The organism is Saccharothrix sp. S26 (assembly GCF_021390395.1).
Classification (GTDB): Bacteria; Actinomycetota; Actinomycetes; order Mycobacteriales; family Pseudonocardiaceae; genus Actinosynnema.
The window spans coordinates 23586-36924 of record NZ_JAJUWT010000003.1; the positions used below are offsets into that span (position 1 = coordinate 23586).

Here is a 13339-nt window from a genome sequence, read left to right on the forward strand (position 1 = left end):
CTGACTTCCCCCGGACCCCCTCGCTCAGGGTGTCACCAGGACCTTGCCCCTGAGGTCGCCCGCCTCGGCCCGCCGGTGCAGCTCGGGCAGGTCGGGCAGGCCGTGCCGCTCGGACACGTCGACCACCACCACGCCCCGGTCCACCAGGTCCACCAGCCGCGTGAGCTGGTCGGCGTCGAAACGGGTGACGAAATGGGCGTCCGGGGCGTCGCTCAGGGTCGCGGAGACGACGACTGCGCCCAACCGTGCCACTTCCGCGTCGGCGACGAGGTTGAGCACGACGTCGAACCGCCCTCGCGGCCCGTAACCGACGACCTCGTCCGCACCCAGCCCGCGCACGGTGGCGGCGCTGCGCGGGGACGCGGTGGCGGTGACGTGCGCGCCCGCGTGCTTGGCCAACTGCACCGCGAACCCGCCGATGCCGCCGCCCGCGCCGTTGACCAGCACCCGGTGGCCCGGCCGCACGTCGCCGTGCTCGAACACCATCTGCCACGCGCTCAGGCCGGCCAGGGGCAGGGCGGCGGCGTCGGCCAACGGGATGGTGGTCGGCGCGGGGACGAGCCGGTCGGGCGTGGTCACGGCGTACTCGGCCGCCGCGCCGTCGATCCAGCCGACCACCGGCGCGCCGGCCACCGTGCCGGCCACGTCCCAGCCCAGCGCGTGCGGCAGCGGCAGGTCGAACCGGCCCGCCCGGACCGCGACCTCCGTCGGGTTGAACGAGGTCGCGGCCACCCGCACCAGCACCTGGCCGGGTCCGGGCTCGGGCCGCGGGACGTCGTCGACCACGATCACCCGCGGGCCGCCGAACTCGTGGATCCGTGCGATCTTCATGCGGTCGACGGTAGGCAGCGCGTGGAAGACGATCCATGCTCCCGAATCCCATCTTCATGTGTAATCGTCTTCGTGGACGTGCTCAGCGACGTGATCGCGGTGATGCGCACCGGACGGCCCGTCGTCGCCCGGGTGGCGTGGGAGGAACCGTGGGCGCAGCGGTTCGCACCGGTGCCGGGCGCGTCCGGGTTCCAGGTCGTGCTGGAGGGTTCGTGCTGGCTGCTGCGCGACCACGCCGAACCGGTCGAGCTGCACCCGGGCGACGTCGTGTTCCTGCCCGACGGCCGCGGGCACGTGCTCGCGGACAGCCCCACCACCCCGGTGGCCGGCGAGGCGTGCGACCCGAACGCCCCGGACTTCGCCGCCGAGCACCCCGCGCCCGCGCACCCGACCACCGTCACGCTGTGCGGCGCGTACGAGCTGGCCCACGTCCACCCGTTGCTGCGCGACCTGCCGGACACCGTGCTCGTGTCCGGCCCGGAACCGCGCGCCGCCGTGGCGCTGCTCGCCGCCGAGCTGGAGCACCCGCGCCTGGGCTCCGACGCCCTCGTCCCCGCCCTGCTCGACGCGCTGCTGCTCTACCTGCTGCGCACCTGGTTCACCGGGCGTGAGCACGCCACCGGCTGGGCCGCCGCGCTCAACGACCCCGTCACCGCCACCGCGTTGCACCACATCCACCGCGACCCCGCGCACCCGTGGACGGTCGCGGGCCTGGCCGCCGCGTCCGGCCTGTCGCGCGCGCCGTTCGCCAAGCGCTTCACCGCCCTGGTCGGCCGACCACCGCTGACCTACCTGACGTGGTGGCGCATGACCACCGCCGCCCGGCTGCTGCGCGAGACGGACGCTCCGCTGGCCACCATCGCCGGCCGCGTCGGCTACAGCTCGGAGTTCGCGTTCGCCGCCGCGTTCAAGCGCGCCCACGGCACCGCGCCGGGCCGGTACCGGCGCGCACACCCGACCACGTGACGCCGGCTCGCCACCGTCGGGGTGTGCCCGGCCGCACGACCGGGAGCACAATCGGGGCACCCCGCTGGAGGAGGTCCGACGTGCGTGATGTCCTCGCCGAACTGGCCCGTCGCGTCGACCGGGGCGAGACGGTCGGCGTCGGCACGGTGGTGGCCACGTTCAGCTCCGCGCCACGCCCGCCCGGCGCGGCGATGCTGGTCGGTGCGGACGGCGCGGTCGTCGGCAGCGTCTCCGGCGGCTGCGTGGAAGGCGCGGTGTACGAGTTGGCCCAGGAGGTGGTCCGGGACGGGCGGCCGGTGCTCCAGCGCTACGGGGTCAGCGACGACGACGCGTTCGCGGTCGGGTTGACGTGCGGCGGGATCATCGACGTCTACGTGGAGCGGGTGGACAAGGGCTCGTTCCCCGAACTGCCCGAAGTCCTCGACACGGTCCGGGCGCAGGAGCCGGTCGCGGTGGCCACGGTGGTGGAGCACCCCGAGTGGGTCGGCCGCCGCGTGGTCGTCTGGCCCGACCGCGCCGCGGGCGACGTGCCGTCCGCCCGGGCGCGGGACGCGATCACCGACGACGCGCGCGGCCTGCTCGCCACCGGCCGCAGCGGCACCCTGCACTACGGGCCGGACGGGCAGCGGCGCGGCGAGGGCCTGGCCGTGTTCGTGAACTCGTTCGAGCCGCCGCCCCGGATGCTGGTGTTCGGCGCGATCGACTTCGCCGCCGCCGTGGCCAGGCTGGGCGCGTTCCTCGGCTACCGCGTCACGGTGTGCGACGCGCGCCCGGTGTTCGCCACGGCGAGCCGGTTCCCCGAAGCCGACGAGGTGGTCGTCGACTGGCCGCACCGCTACCTCGCCGCGCAGGCCGAGGCGGGCCGGGTGGACGAGCGCACGGTGGTCGCCGTGCTGACCCACGACCCGAAGTTCGACGTGCCGCTGCTGGAGGTCGCCTTGCGCCTCAAGCTCGGCTACGTGGGCGCGATGGGGTCCCGCCGCACGCACGACGACCGGCTGCGGAGGCTGCGCGAAGCGGGCGTGACCGAGGGAGAGCTGGCCGGGCTCGCGTCCCCGATCGGCCTGGACCTGGGCGCCCGCACGCCGGAGGAGACGGCGGTGTCGATCGCCGCCGAGATCATCGCGCTGCGCTGGGGCGGTGGAGGTGAGCGCCTGACCCGCACCGACGGCTCCATCCACAGGTGAGGGGGTCGTCGGCCCCGGCGACCGGACCGCTCGGATCGTGGACGAGTTCGCGCAATGCCTGGCGAGCCGGCCCGCGCCGGCGGAAGCTGAGGAGGTGACTGGACCCCAGACCGCCGCCAGGCCGCACCTGCGAGCCGTGCCGGACGAGCCGCTCGACCCGGTCGACCCGGCGGGCGCGCCCGTCCTCAAGCGCGTGCTGCCGGTCCTGGCCGGGCTGGTGGTGGTGGCGCTGCTGGTGCGCGGGTTCCGCGGGCGGCACCGCTGAACGCGCGCGGTGGGCGGCCGGTCCTCGGGCTGGTCGCCTGCCTCGTCGTGCTGGTGGCGTGCACCGGGTCGCCGGTCGTGATCACCTCGCCGCGCGCGCCCGCGACGACCACGTCGTCGGCCGCGCCGGAGCCGCCGTCGTTCACGCTGGCCGCGGGTGGCGACATCCTGATCCACCCGGCGCTGACCGAGCAGGCCGACGCCGACGGCGCGCGCAACTTCGTGCCGCTGCTGGAGGGGCTGCGCGAAGCGATCGCGGCCGACGTGTCGATCTGCCACCTGGAGACGCCGCTGTCCGCGCCGGGCGCGCCGACCTACGGCTACCCGGCGTTCAGCGCGCCGCCCGAGGTCGCGTCGGCGTTGAAGGAGATCGGCTACGACAGCTGCTCCACCTCCTCCAACCACACCCTCGACCGGGGTGCGCCCGCGATCAAGACGACGTTGGACGTGCTGGACGCGGCCGGGCTCGAGCACACCGGCTCGTTCCGCTCGCCCGCGGAGTCCGCGACGCCGTTGCTGCTGGACGTGGGCGGGGTGAAGGTCGGGCACATCGCGTTCACCTACGGGTTCAACGGCATCCCGCTGCCGCAGCCGTGGATGGCGAACCAGCTCTCCACCGAGGGCGTGCTGGCGGCGGCACGCGCGGCGAAGGCGGCCGGCGCGGAGGTCGTGGTGGCGAGCCTGCACTGGGGCAACGAGTACCAGCACGAGGCGACGCCGCAGCAGAAGGAGATGGCGCGGGCGCTGCTGGCCGACCCGGCGGTCGACCTGATCATCGGCACGCACGTGCACGCCGTGCAGCCGATCGAGCAGGTCAACGGCAAGTGGGTCGTCTACGGCATGGGCAACGAGGTGGCCCGCCACTCCGAGCCGCGCGGCATCACCGAGGAGGGCATCGTCACCCGGTTCAAGTTCGTGAAGGGACCGTCCGGCTGGGCGGTGGCCGAGGCGTCCTACGTCCCGACCCTGGTCGAGTTCGGCCCGCCGATCCGCGTGGTCGACCTGACCCGCGTGCCCGCCAACCCGCGCCGCACGGAAGCCCTCACCCGCACGGACGGCGTCGTGCGCAGCCTCGGCGCGGCCATCACCCACCCCTGACCCGAGCGGCCGGGGGCGTGCGGTCCCTCGGAAGGTCGTGACGCTCCGGAACCGTTGGGGCGAAACGGAAAACCACTTGTCACCCGGACAGGTATTACCGGCCGGGATCGGCCCTCGAAAGGGGATGGGGACCGCCCGTGTGTGCTGCACTCGAAGGGCGGACACGCAAGGGCAGCCACTACGACCAACGTGGTGACGCCCACTGTGGAGGGAGGCTCCCATGCCTGTTCAGACCACCACCCGCACGGTCGCCACACCGGCGGAGATCGAGCAGCTCGGCGCCCTGGTGGCCGAGCCGGAGTGCGCGCTGACCGACCCGCCGCTGCACGTGCCGAACGCGGCCGGCGTGCTCCTCGCGCTGCTCCTCCTCTCCTCTGGGACGCCGAAGGAGTCCCGGAAGTAGGCACCCGGTTCGGCGGAGGCCGCACGGCGAATCGGCGAGGAGGGACTGTGGACGCGTCGTCCTGCGCGAGCGACGCCGCGAACCTGGCCGGTCGGGTGCTCGGCGCACTGCGGGGAAGCGGTGGAGCGGGTTTGGCCGACTTCCTCGACTCGTGCGCCGACCCGACCGCCGGGCTCGGCGCGGTCCGGCTGGTGGGCGCGGACGTCTTCCTGCCGCACGTGGTGCTCAACCACCCCTTGCCGCCCCAGGACGCCGAAGTGGTCGCCGCGTCGTTCGAGGTCTTCCCACCGGTCACCGAGCCGGTCGCGCCGGAGCAGTGGGTGATGGCCTGGCACGACTGGTCCACGGTGTCGGTGCTGGCCAGGCTCACCGGAGACGTGCCGGTCACCTCGCCCGCGGACCCGGACGCCGTGCTCGGCCCGGCGCACGACTGGGTGCGCTGGGCGGGGGCGGTGGCGCAGCTCTCGGCCCTGGCCCAGCCCGGTGCGACCGGCCCGGTGGTGGACGCGGTCGTGGCGCAGCCGTTGGCGCTGTGCCGTGGGGCCGTCCGGACCGTGCTGCGCCGGGACTTCGGCACCGCGAGCCGGATGGCCCGCTGGGTCGCCCTGGCGCACGCCAGGGGTGCCCGGCCGCCGGTCGACCCGGTGCTGCTGGTCGAGCACGTCGAACCGCGGGTCGGCGCGGAACCGCGTCGGCTGCTGGACCTGGCCGTCGCCCGTCACCTCGTGGAGGCGGCGTGAACGCCGTGGTCCGCCTTGCCCACGACGTCTCGGCGGGCGCCCTGGGCTGGCTGCACGCCAACCACCGCCTGGGCGGGTTCGACGACGACGCCACCGCCGACCTGGACGACCCCGACAGCGTCTACAAGCCGGTGGCCGAGTTGGCGCTGGCCGCGTCGCTGGTGCTGCGCGAGGGCGTGGCCGGGACGGCGGAGCTGCGGTCGGCGCGCGAGCTGTTGGCCTACGCCTGGGCGCAGTTGCGCGAAGGCGACCTGCTCTACGAGCGCCAACTGCGGCACGCCGTGCTCACCGACCCGTTGGAGACCTACGCCCCCTACGCCCGCAGTGGCTTGCGCCACGAGGCGCTGGAGCAGCTCATCGACCGGTCGTCGGCGGCGGACTCCCTGACCGAGGTGCTGCCCAACCGCCGGTTGGCCGTGGCCAACGCCCACCGGGTCGTGGGCACCCGGCGTGACGACGACTTCCCGGCCATGCTCCGGCAGACGTGGCTGGGCCGCACGACCCAACCGTGGGCGATCGACTGGTACACCGCCTACTGCATGACGCACACCGTCTTCCACGTCACCGACTGGAGCGCGTTGCCGGGGGGACTGCCGCCCGACGTGGTCGAGTACGTGGGGAACTGGCTGCCGGTGTGGTGCGAGGTGTGGGCCGAGGCCGGCCAGTGGGACCTGCTCGGCGAGCTGCTGGTCGTGGGCGCGTGCCTGCCCGAGCCGTGGTGCGACCGCGCGACCTGGGAGGCGTTCGCCCGCGCCCAGCACGCCGACGGGCTCGTGCCCAGGGACGCCGAACCCGTCGACGACGACCCGCGGCAACGCTTCCTCGACCACCAGCACACCGCCGTGGTGGCCACCATCGCCGGCACGCTGACCGTGTCCCGGCTGCTCGGCGGGGGCCGGTGAAGGACCTCGTCGCGGACCTGCCGGCCGCCGCGCCCGGTGCGACGGGCGTCGCGGTCGCGTTCCGGCGGGGCGATGACGAGCTGGTCCTGGTCGGCGGCACGACCGGTCGCCGCGATCCGCGTCCCGTCACCGGGCGCACCCGCTTCGAGCTGGGGTCGCTGACCAAGACGTTCACCGGCCTGCTGCTCGCCGAGATGGCCGACCGGGGCGAGGTGGAGCTGTCCGACCCCGTCCGCCGTCACCTGCCGGTGGGCGCGGTGCCGCACCTGGGCCGCGAGGTCACCCTGGAACGCCTGGCCACCCACACCGCCGGCCTCCCGCGCCTGCCGCCGGGGATGTTGGCGCGGGCCGTGCCCCGTTGGCGCACCAACCCGTACCGCGACTTCGACGCCGACGACTTCACCGCCGCGCTGCGCCGCACCCGGGCTCGGGCACCCGGCCGGTACCGCTACTCGAACGTCGGCGTCGCGCTGCTGGGCGAGGCGTTGGCCGGTGCGGCGGGCCGGCCCTACCCCGAACTGCTGGCCGACCGCGTGCTGCGCCCGTTGGGCCTGGACGACACCGACTGCTCCACGTCCCCGCAGGTCACGGGTCACCTGCGCGGGCGTCCCCGACCACCGTGGGAGATACCCGGCCTGCCCGCCGCCGGGGCGTTGCGCTCGTCGGCGCTGGACCTGCTGCGCTACCTGACCGCCCACCTGGCCCCGTTCACCGGGCCGCTGGGCCGGGCCGCCGCGGAGGTCACCCGGCCGCGGGCGTCGGCCCGTGACCACGAGGTGTGCCTGGTGTGGAACCTGCGCCGCCGGGAGGGCCATGACCTGCTGTTCCACTCCGGCGGCACGCGGGGCTGCACGACGTTCGCCGCCTTCAGCCCCACCACCTCGACCGCTTTCGTCGCCCTGGCCAACGCCGGCCCGACGGTGGACGCGTCGTTCGTGCAACGCTCCTACGAAGCCGCCTGGTCACTGGCGTGTCGAACCTTTCAGCCCCGCGTCTCGAACACCCGGGAGCCTTGAGTTCGACGCTCAGGTCGAACGCCCGACCGTGCGGGCGCTGTACGAGCGGTGGACGTGGACCGGCTCAACGGGCGGCCAATGGACCATGAGAGCTAGGGCGACCTGGCCGCACCCGGACCGGCATCGCCCGCCTCGCGGTCCCACCCTCGTCCCGCCGACCCGGCCGGGACCGAGCACCCTTCCGGGTGGCGAGTCCGTGGGACATGCCCCGGTGGGGCGGTCGTAGGATCGGATCACTGGAGGTCGACGAGGGGGTGATGTGGTGCTCGACAGGTTCCGCGACCCGGTGTTAACCGCCAAGGAGACCGCCCGGCACCTCCTCATCCCGCAGCGGACGCTGAACCACTGGTTGGCCGAGGAAGCAGGCGGCGCTCCTCTCGTGCACCGGGTGCCGCCCGAGCGCCGAGGGTGGCCCACCGTGCCGTTCGTGGCCGTGGTCGAGGCGTACGTTCTCCGGTCGCTTCGCGATCTCGGCCTCACCAAACGGAAGATCAGGGACGCGGCGACGGCGGTGCGCCAGGAATTCGGCACCGCTTACGGGCTGGCCACGAAGAAGATCGTCACCGACGGTGTCGACATCTTCTTGGATTACGCCGACGGCGACCTTGCCCGGGTCGGGGACCAGCAGCGTCCGATCAGAGAGGTGCTCGACGGCTATCTCCGGTACATATCCTGGGACGCCGACGACGAGTTCGCCTCATCGCTGAGGTTGCGCCAGTACCCGGACATCGCGCCGGTGGTCATAGATCCGAGATTCGGGTGGGGCGCTCCGGTCATTGAGGAGAATCGGGTTCCGGTCGACGCGATCGTGGAGATGTGGCTGGCGGGGGACTCGCTGAAGGACGTCGCGTACGAGTACGACCTGCACCCCGAGCAGGTGGAGGCGATTTGTCGGGCCGCACAGCGTGTCGCCGCTTGAGTTCTTCCTCGACCGCGGTCTGGGCCGAGGTGTGGCGGACGGCCTGCGTGCGGCCGGTTGGCTGGTGCACCGCATCGCTGATCACTTCCCCGACGACGCCCAAAGCGTCGCGGACGAGGAATGGCTCGGCTACGGGCTGGCACGCGGTTGGGTGCCGCTCTGCAAAGACGGCCGGATCAAAGGGCGGCACCACGAGCGCGAACCCCTGGTCGTCCACTCCGCTGTTCTTTTCTACCTGAACAATCAGCAGCTGCGCCGCGAGGAGATGGTCGTTCGCCTTCAGCGAGTGCGGTCGGCGACCGACCACGCGGTGGAAAGGGGTGGGCCGGCGATCTACGCGATCGGGGAGTCCGGAATCCGGCGAACCTGGCCCTGAGCGCCGGTCACCGTTCCAGCACGGCTCGGACCCGGTCCAGGCGGGCCAGCCAACGGGCGGTGGTCGCGTCGCCGGCGGCGAACCCGGTGAACCGGTCCGGCTTCGGGGCTCGCGCGGGCACGGTCAGGTGTCCGTCCACCGGCACCAGCGAGTCGGTGGTGACGTCACCGTCCAGCAGGGGCAGGGTGCCCAGGCCGCACGCGAAGTCCAGCTCCGGCAGGGCGGCGGCCAGGGCCAGGCCCGCCGCCATGCCGACGGAGGTCTCCACCGCCGACGACACCACGCACGGCAGGCCGCACGCCTCCGCCACGGCCAACGCCCGCCGCACGCCGCCCAGTGGCGCGACCTTGATCACGGCCACGTCCGCCGCACCCGCCACCGCCACCTTCAACGGGTCCTCGGCGCGCCGGATCGACTCGTCCGCCGCGATCCGCACGTCCACCCGCCGCCGCACGGCCGCCAGCTCCTCGATCGACGGGCACGGCTGCTCGACGTACTCCAGGCCGCCCGCCGCGCGGTCCAGCTCGCGGATCGCCGTGACGGCCGTGTCGACGTCCCACGCCATGTTCGCGTCGACCCGGATCGCACCGGACGGCCCGAGCGCGTCCCGCACAGCCTCGACGCGGGCCAGGTCGTCGGCCAACGCCGTCCCCGGATCGGCCACCTTCACCTTGGCGGTGGTGCAGCCGGAGCGGGCGACGATCTCGTGCGCGCGTTCCGGGGAGACGACGGGAACCGTGCAGTTGACCGGGATCCGCGAGCGGACCGGCGCGGGCCAGCCCTGTTCGGCGGCTTCCAGCGCGCACGCCAGCCAGGGCACGCACTCCTCGTCGGAGTAGTCGAGGAACGCGCAGAACTCACCCCACCCGGCGGGCCCTTCCAGCAGCACGCCCTCGCGCACCGTGATGCCGCGGAACCGGTTGCGCATCGGGATCGAGTAGACCAGCACCGGACGAGCTTAGAGGGGGTCCAACGCGGCGACCCGGCGCAGCGCGCTGCCGGCCAGTTCCGGGTCCAGCTCCTCCACCACGATCCGCAACGCGTCCTCGAACTGGTCGAGGCGACGGTCCAGCTCGGCCAGCTCCCGGGTCGGCTCGGCGATCGCGGCGATCAGGCCGGGCCGGTTCTCGGTGCGCCGCAACGCCTCCCGCAACGCCTGGCTGTCCCGCAGGGCCACCAGCGCCCGCCACAGCAGCCGTTCGACCTGCGCGGTGCGGCTCGGGTCGAGGTCGCGCACGGCGTCGAAGTGCCCGCACAGGCGACCGGCGCGGCGGCGTTGGACGGGATCGGTGAACTGCTCGCAGTGCACCACGTCCCGCGCGTCGGCGGACCGGACCACGTCCCACTCGGTCAACCGCCCCCAGAACCGCTTCCGCTTCGCGGCACGGCGGATCACGTCGAGGTCGACCCCCGGCCGCCACAGCCACCAGCGGGGTAACGGTGCGACCCGGGCCACGTCAGCGGGCCGCGAGGAACGCGGCGAACGCCCGCCGGGAGAAGGTCAGCACCGGGCTCCGGTCACCGAGCTTCGAGTCCCGCACACCGACCGCAGCAACGCTGGAACCGACTTCGACACACCCGTTCGCCGACTCGCTGTAAGACGACTTGCGCCAGCCGACTTCGACGCACCCGTTCTGCGCTTGGCTGTAGGACGACTTGTGCCACCGGAACCTCATGCAGATCACAAATCCTTCATAGTCTTCCTGACCCAGCCGGGGAAGTCTTCCGGCTTGTCCGCGCGGACCTGCAACCGGGTCAATACATCGCGGTAGACCGACACCTGCGCGGGCTCCTCGTAGTAGATGCCCTTGACACGGGTCTCGGTGTAGACGCAGCCGGGGTCATGTGCCACCTCCGAGGGAAAGGTCAGCACGGTGAACGGGCCTTCGGTTCCAGTATGCGCACCGGCGGAGGCGGGCAGTACCTGCATCTCGATGTTCGGATCTTCCCGCCGCTCCACCAGGTGCGCCAACTGGGCCTTCAAGACGCCGGGACCGCCGACCTGGAGGCGCAGCGCGGCCTCGGAGATCACCGCCCACACCTGCGGCGCGTCCTCCTGGTCCAGCACTTCCTCCTGGCGCGCGATGCGCAGCTCGACCCGGCGCGCCACCTCGGTGTTCGACAGGCTGGGATCGCCGTCGCGGATGATGGCGCGGGCGTAGTCGGGGGTCTGGAACAGGCCGGGTACGACGATGGCGTCCCAGCTCTCGATCTTCACCGCCGACGACTCCAACCCGAGGAACAGCTTGAAGTACTCGGGCACGGTGGACTCGTCGAACCCGATCCACCAGTCGCGGCCCTTCTTGGCCCGCGTCCGCAGCTCCAGGAAGAACTCCGACCGCTCCGGCACGCCGTACAGCTCCAGCAGCCGTTCCAGCTCCAACGGCTTGGGCAGCGACCGCGCGGTCTCGATGTGCCCGATGTTCTGCACGCTGCCCTTGATCGCCTTCGCCGCCTCGTCCCGGCTGACGCCGGCGTCCTCGCGGAGCTTGCGCAGTTCGAACGCGACCCAGCGCTTGAGCACGGTCGGGCTGGTGGAGGACGCGACCACGGTGCACCTTTCACTCCGTTGAGCGATGCCGTTGGAGTCCACTCCCTTGTAGTGTGCTCCAAACTGGTCATCCAAATCCAAGCCAGCAACGTACTCCAGCCGCCGTCGCGGGAAGGGGATTGAGCGTGTTCACGAATGGTGGAATCGCGGTCGACTCGTGGGTCCGGGTCGAGGCGCACTGCTCGATCGAGACCGAGGTGGTCGGCGACGAGGCCCAGTTCACCTTCAGCGGCCGGCGCGGTGGCGAGCTGAGCCTGGTCGTCACCGAAGCCGGCCTGGAGAAGGTGGTCGAGCACTTCCAGCAGGCGCTGGCCGAGATCAGGTCAGCCGACGTCGGGGAGCTTGGGACCGAGTAGGTCGTCGGCGTCCACGATCCGGTACGCGTAGCCCTGCTCGGCCAGGAACCGCTGCCGGTGCGCCGCGTAGTCGGTGTCCAACGTGTCCCGCGACACGACCGAGTAGAAGTGCGCCTGCCGCCCGTCGCCCTTGGGCCGCAACAACCGACCCAGCCGCTGCGCCTCCTCCTGCCGCGACCCGAACGTGCCCGACACCTGCACGGCCACCGACGCCTCGGGCAGGTCGATGGAGAAGTTCGCCACCTTCGACACCACCAACGTCCGCAGCTCGCCGTTGCGGAACCGGTCGAACAGGGCCTCGCGCTCCTTGTTCTTGGTCGACCCCTGGATGACCGGCGCGTCCAGCGCCTCGCCCAGCGACTCCAACTGGTCCAGGTACGCCCCGATGACCAACGTCGGCTCGTCGGGGTGCCGGTCCAGGATGGCCCGCACCACCGGCAGCTTCGTCCGGGCCGTGGAGCACAGCTTGTAGCGCTCCTCCGGCTCGGCCGTGGCGTACTCCAGCCGCTCGTTGTCGGTCAACGTCACCCGCACCTCGACGCACTCGGCGGGCGCGATCCAGCCCTGCGCCTCGATGTCGCGCCACGGCACGTCGTACCGCTTCGGCCCGATGAGCGAGAACACGTCGCCCTCCTGGCCGTCCTCGCGCACCAGCGTCGCGGTCAGCCCCAGCCGGCGGCGCGACTGGAGGTCGGCCGTCATCCGGAACACCGGCGCGGGCAGCAGGTGCACCTCGTCGTAGACGATCAGGCCCCAGTCCCGCGAGTCGAACAGCTCCAGGTGCTTGTACTCGCCCTTCGACTTGCGCGTGATCACCTGGTAGGTCGCGATGGTGACCGGCCGGATCTCCTTGCGCTCGCCGGAGTACTCGCCGATCTCGTCCTCGGTCAACGACGTGCGCGCGACCAGCTCCCGCTTCCACTGCCGACCGGCCACGGTGTTGGTGACCAGGATCAACGTGGTCGCGCCCGCCTCGGCCATCGCGGCCGCGCCGACCAGCGTCTTGCCCGCGCCGCACGGCAGCACGACCACGCCCGAGCCGCCCGCCCAGAACGCCTGCGCGGCCCGCCGCTGGTAGTCGCGCAACTGCCAGCCGTCCTCGACCAGGTCGATCGGGTGGGCCTCGCCGTCGACGTACCCGGCCAGGTCCTCGGCCGGCCAGCCGATCTTGAGCAGCAGTTGCTTGAGCCGGCCGCGTTCGCTCGGGTGCACGACCACCGTGTCGTCGTCGACCCGCGCGCCGAGCATCGGCTTGACCTTCTTGTGCCGGAGCACCTCCTCCAGCACCGCGCGGTCCAGCGAGTTCAGCACCAGGCCGTGCGCGGGGTGGTTGGCGAGCTGGAGCCGGCCGAACCGGCCCATCGTGTCGACCACGTCCACCAGCAACGGCTGCGGCACGGGGTACCGGGAGTAGCGGACCAGCGCGTCGACCACCTGCTCGGCGTCGTGGCCCGCGGCACGCGCGTTCCACAGCGCCAGGGGTGTGATCCGGTAGGTGTGCACGTGCTCGGGGGCGCGTTCGAGCTCGGCGAACGGCGCGATGGCGGTGCGCGCGTCGTCCGACAGCGGGTGCTCGACTTCAAGCAGCAGGGTCTTGTCCGACTGGACGATCAGCGGGCCGTCGGTCACGGGTGCGTGCTCCTGTCGCTTGGTGTCCTTCAAGTGTGCATACCGCGTGCAAGTCCGAAGCGGACAGTACGCGGACGGGCACTGAACGCTTACGGACTCGG

At 72.6% G+C, this 13339-nt stretch carries 17 protein-coding genes; 11 read left to right on the top strand and 6 right to left on the bottom strand.

Annotated features, from left to right (window positions below):
- Nucleotides 1–24 precede the first annotated feature (24 nt).
- Complete coding sequence (locus LZG04_RS04905; RefSeq protein ID WP_233813585.1) at nt 25–831, bottom strand: NADP-dependent oxidoreductase; 807 nt, start codon at nt 829–831, stop codon at nt 25–27.
- A 72-nt stretch (nt 832–903) separates the two neighbouring features.
- Here LZG04_RS04905 and LZG04_RS04910 point away from each other — a divergent pair, with 72 nt between their 5' ends.
- From LZG04_RS04910 to LZG04_RS04955, 10 genes are all read left to right on the top strand, one after another.
- Nucleotides 904–1797: an AraC family transcriptional regulator gene (locus LZG04_RS04910; protein ID WP_233813587.1), complete on the top strand. Its 894-nt coding sequence runs from the start codon at nt 904–906 to the stop codon at nt 1795–1797.
- A gap of 80 nt (nt 1798–1877) precedes the next feature.
- The gene (locus tag LZG04_RS04915; RefSeq protein WP_233813589.1) at nt 1878–2984 is read left to right on the top strand and encodes an XdhC/CoxI family protein; all 1107 of its coding nucleotides are present in this window, start codon (nt 1878–1880) and stop codon (nt 2982–2984) included.
- Nucleotides 2985–3078: 94 nt separating this feature from the next.
- Nucleotides 3079–3249, top strand: a complete 171-nt coding sequence (locus LZG04_RS04920) for a hypothetical protein (protein WP_233813591.1) — start codon at nt 3079–3081, stop codon at nt 3247–3249.
- Between the two features lie 47 nt (nt 3250–3296).
- On the top strand, nt 3297–4346 hold the full coding sequence (locus tag LZG04_RS04925; protein WP_233813593.1) for a CapA family protein: 1050 nt from the start codon (nt 3297–3299) through the stop codon (nt 4344–4346).
- 220 nt (nt 4347–4566) lie between these two features.
- Nucleotides 4567–4749, top strand: coding sequence for a hypothetical protein (locus tag LZG04_RS04930; protein ID WP_233813595.1), 183 nt, complete (start codon nt 4567–4569; stop codon nt 4747–4749).
- A gap of 47 nt (nt 4750–4796) precedes the next feature.
- Complete coding sequence (locus LZG04_RS04935; protein WP_233813597.1) at nt 4797–5489, top strand: hypothetical protein; 693 nt, start codon at nt 4797–4799, stop codon at nt 5487–5489.
- Nucleotides 5486–6391, top strand: a complete 906-nt coding sequence (locus LZG04_RS04940; protein WP_233813599.1) for a hypothetical protein — start codon at nt 5486–5488, stop codon at nt 6389–6391. The genes LZG04_RS04935 and LZG04_RS04940 overlap by 4 nt, the downstream gene beginning before the upstream one ends.
- Nucleotides 6388–7407, top strand: a complete 1020-nt coding sequence (locus tag LZG04_RS04945) for a serine hydrolase (RefSeq protein ID WP_233813601.1) — start codon at nt 6388–6390, stop codon at nt 7405–7407. Before LZG04_RS04940 ends, LZG04_RS04945 begins: the two co-directional genes overlap by 4 nt.
- Nucleotides 7408–7669: 262 nt before the next feature.
- Nucleotides 7670–8326 carry a DUF433 domain-containing protein gene (locus LZG04_RS42330; RefSeq protein WP_233813603.1) on the top strand — a complete coding sequence of 219 codons (657 nt, stop codon included), beginning with the start codon at nt 7670–7672 and terminating at the stop codon, nt 8324–8326.
- Complete coding sequence (locus LZG04_RS04955) at nt 8313–8702, top strand: hypothetical protein (protein WP_233813606.1); 390 nt, start codon at nt 8313–8315, stop codon at nt 8700–8702. Before LZG04_RS42330 ends, LZG04_RS04955 begins: the two co-directional genes overlap by 14 nt.
- Nucleotides 8703–8709: 7 nt before the next feature.
- Here the strand turns inward: LZG04_RS04955 and LZG04_RS04960 are convergent, their stop codons facing one another.
- Genes LZG04_RS04960 through LZG04_RS04975 form a run of 4 tightly spaced genes read right to left on the bottom strand, consistent with a single transcriptional unit; the run spans nt 8710 to nt 11253 of the window.
- Nucleotides 8710–9651 (bottom strand): o-succinylbenzoate synthase, encoded by a 942-nt coding sequence (locus LZG04_RS04960; protein ID WP_233813608.1) that lies wholly within the window; start codon nt 9649–9651, stop codon nt 8710–8712.
- 9 nt (nt 9652–9660) lie between these two features.
- A complete protein-coding gene (locus tag LZG04_RS04965) occupies nt 9661–10158 on the bottom strand; it encodes a hypothetical protein (RefSeq protein ID WP_233813610.1) in 498 nt (165 codons plus the stop codon).
- Nucleotide 10159: 1 nt separating this feature from the next.
- On the bottom strand, nt 10160–10378 hold the full coding sequence (locus tag LZG04_RS04970; protein ID WP_233813612.1) for a DUF397 domain-containing protein: 219 nt from the start codon (nt 10376–10378) through the stop codon (nt 10160–10162).
- 5 nt (nt 10379–10383) lie between these two features.
- Complete coding sequence (locus LZG04_RS04975) at nt 10384–11253, bottom strand: helix-turn-helix transcriptional regulator (RefSeq protein WP_233813614.1); 870 nt, start codon at nt 11251–11253, stop codon at nt 10384–10386.
- A gap of 125 nt (nt 11254–11378) precedes the next feature.
- Between LZG04_RS04975 and LZG04_RS04980 the strand changes: the two genes are divergently transcribed.
- Entirely contained in the window at nt 11379–11609 is a 231-nt protein-coding gene (locus tag LZG04_RS04980; RefSeq protein ID WP_233813615.1) for a hypothetical protein, read from the top strand.
- On the opposite strand, the gene LZG04_RS04985 is transcribed toward LZG04_RS04980, so the two are convergent.
- The gene (locus tag LZG04_RS04985; RefSeq protein WP_233813617.1) at nt 11577–13238 is read right to left on the bottom strand and encodes a DNA repair helicase XPB; all 1662 of its coding nucleotides are present in this window, start codon (nt 13236–13238) and stop codon (nt 11577–11579) included. The genes LZG04_RS04980 and LZG04_RS04985 overlap by 33 nt on opposite strands.
- Nucleotides 13239–13339: the final 101 nt, after the last annotated feature.

Excerpts from the sequence above, each read along its gene's own strand:
- LZG04_RS04930 (WP_233813595.1), top strand. The coding sequence starts at position 4,567 with ATGCCTGTTCAGACCACCACCCGCACGGTCGCCACACCGGCGGAGATC.
- LZG04_RS04905 (WP_233813585.1), bottom strand. The coding sequence starts at position 831 with ATGAAGATCGCACGGATCCACGAGTTCGGCGGCCCGCGGGTGATCGTG.
- LZG04_RS04970 (WP_233813612.1), bottom strand. The coding sequence starts at position 10,378 with ATGAGGTTCCGGTGGCACAAGTCGTCCTACAGCCAAGCGCAGAACGGG.